This window comes from Bradyrhizobium sp. (assembly GCF_049586575.1).
Classification (GTDB): domain Bacteria; phylum Pseudomonadota; class Alphaproteobacteria; order Rhizobiales; family Xanthobacteraceae; genus Bradyrhizobium.
The window spans coordinates 1-2,790 of the sequence record NZ_JBAVCF010000541.1 but is presented as its reverse complement, the minus strand read 5'-3'; the positions used below and the strand labels follow the sequence as shown (position 1 = coordinate 2,790).

Below are 2,790 nucleotides of genomic sequence, written 5' to 3'. Positions count from 1 at the left end.
AGGAAGAGCTGTTGATATCAAGCAGGTCGGGCGCGAACTCGGTGTTCGATATGTGCTCGAAGGCAGCGTTCGCAGGGCAGGCAATAAAATCCGCATCACGGGGCAGTTGATCGAGGCGGAAACCGGGCATCACATCTGGGCGGACCGCTTCGATGGCGACTACAACAATGTTTTTGAGCTGCAGGATGAAGTGACCTCGGCTGTGGCTGCAGCGATTGAACCAACCATAAATTTAAGAGAGATCGAAAGGTCAAACAAAAGGGCAACGTCCAACCTGACCGCCTATGACTGTTTTCTGCGTGCACAACCCTTCCTACGAGAGCTGGACGCGCGGTCCTACACGAGAGCAGAAGATTTGCTCCGACAGGCCGTGACTATCGACCCCCAATATTCCACTGCCCTTGCATATCTTGCCGACTGCGTCGGCCGACAAATCATTTTCGGCGGATGGCCATATAACGAAGGTATTATAGAGGTGGAGCGAATTGCGCAGCGAGCGGTGCAAGCTGATCCAGAGGACGGTGCAGCGCTTGCCATTGCTTCCTGGGTCCTCACGATCCTTGTTGGTAAGCACGCTCAATCTCGAGAATATGGCGAACGCGCGCTGCACCTTCAACCCAATTCAGCATTTGTTTGCACCAACACTGCATACGGCTATCTATACCGTGGTGAACTGGAGGATGCACGCCGGACCTTTGAGAGAGCGCTACGCATCAACCCGCTTGATCCGCGAAACTATTTCATATTTCAAGGTCTCGGTATCGTTGCATTCTTTGACAAGAACTTCGGGGAAGCGCTGCGCTTTCTAACTCGTTCAATTGAGCTTGCACCCTCCGTGAGGGTGACGTGGCGCTACAAATCTGCGGCGCTTGCGCATCTCGGCAGAGCCGCGGAAGCTAGGGAAGCTATCGTAGCCCTCCGGTCTCTGCCGCCCGTGCAGACGCTTAAGGAAATCTCTGATCGGGCGATGCTCGCTCAGGAATGGATGCGAGAACTGTATATTGGTGGACTCGCGAAAGCTGGATACGAGTAGGGAGAGATCGGCTTCACTTCCGCGTGCCGCGCTCATCTCAACACCGTGAGCTCCGGTCGCGATGAAACTGGGCGCGGACTCATTTAACCAGTTACGTGGAGCAACCCCGGATACGCAAAAGCGCAAGGACTCCGCGTACATAAACTTTACGGAGGTCGCCATGTGAACGCGGTAGCTTGAAATGGTGGCAGGCGTGATCTAATCGCGCGGTTTGAACCCAAAAATCGTGGGCATCATCATGACAAGATACGTAACTTTAGTCGCAATTGGTTGCTTCATGGTCTTCGCTTCTACGTCGGCTCAGTCTCAATCGAGCAAGAGGACTGAGTTGACAAGGGGCGATTTGACCGGCACCAACATGGAAATCATCGTCAGCACGGTTGAAGTGCCGCCTGGAGCATCCGGTGTACTGCACACTCATCCGGGTGAAGAAGCTTACTACGTCATTGACGGCGCCACGGCCCTGTTGCCAGACGGCAAGCAAATCACCTTCGAGCCGGGCAAAGCCAAAATCAACGCACGCGGTGTGCCGCACGGCGCCTTCGCTATCATCGGAGACAAGACGCTCAAACTTCTCACGGTGCATATCGTGGATAAAGGCAAGCCCATGACGCTTCCCGTGAAGTAGCCGGGCCAGTTGCGCCAGACAGCAGCTTAGGATCGGCGGCGGGCCGCGTCGGGCTTTCGGGAGAATGTGTAAAGTCCCCTTAAACCTAGCGCCAGCTCTTAGGGACGCTCCCACGCCCCTTTGACGCGGAAGTCCTCGTCGACGTGGCCGAGCCCTCTCTCGATTTTACACCGAGTAAAGCTGTCAGCGCCTCGATGGACGGATGCGTATACCCTCTCGGGTAATTCGGTCCGCGTTCTTGGCAGGATGACCACGCCCTCGTCGTATGAAACGCGGCCCCTCAGGACGGTCTTGAACACGTAATCGACTACGCGGCCATGGTCCTCCATGACAGGTAGGACATCCAGCTTCGCGATCGTCTGGCGCTTGCCGAGATACAGGGACTGGTGAGCGCGGAAGTGTTCGTCGACCGGCACCTCGACCCGACATTGTGAAGCTCCGATGTCGCAGGCACGGAGAGCCCTGAAATTGTCCGCGCGCGAAGGATTTTTTCGGTGCCGGGGCTAACTCCCAGAACTCCGCAAACCTGTTCATAACTGAAAAATTATGTGGGGTGGATTGTGGGGCTGCTTACAGCTACATGTCAACAAAATATAACAATATCAATCGCTTGAATGTATTTCGTGGCGGAGAGAGTGTCAGTCAATCTTCATTGATGTACAACCTGTTTTTCGTCTCAGCAGGCTAGCACCTACGGTCCTCGCTACAATAATTGGCTCATCCGTTCGCCCAGACCCCAATGACAATCGATCTCCGCCGTTGGACACGCGCGCCAATCGCTGTAGCCTCGAGGATCTTGATGGCTTTCAGCGCCTTTCACACGGTGGCAATGCGCTTCAGCGACGAAGAAGTAGCCTGCCGGGCGGAACTCAGCGGCGAAAGAAAATGCTCCCTCGCATTCGACGAGGGAGCAAGGAGAGTTTTTGAATGGAACAACACACCGCTGTCTTGAGTGCCGCGGCGCGGTCGATCAGCTACTGATTGCTTGCTTCCTTAGGGTGATCCTCGTCGTGATCCGGGTTCACGCACGCGAAACTTGCAGCGCTGGTCGTGCTTCCCTTCCCTTTGTATTTCGCAAATTGCGGGAACGGACAAAGCGGTCGCTGGAACGCGATGCCCTGCGTGGGAT

At 55.3% G+C, this 2,790-nt stretch carries 2 protein-coding genes; both read left to right on the top strand.

Annotated elements, in window-relative coordinates; translation table 11 throughout:
• On the top strand, nt 1-1,033 hold a 1,033-nt coding region (locus WB528_RS20320), incomplete at its 5' end, for a tetratricopeptide repeat protein (protein ID WP_423890199.1).
• A gap of 343 nt (nt 1,034-1,376) precedes the next feature.
• Nucleotides 1,377-1,661 carry a cupin domain-containing protein gene (locus WB528_RS20315; protein ID WP_423890198.1) on the top strand — a complete coding sequence of 95 codons (285 nt, stop codon included), beginning with the start codon at nt 1,377-1,379 and terminating at the stop codon, nt 1,659-1,661.
• Nucleotides 1,662-2,790 lie beyond the last annotated feature (1,129 nt).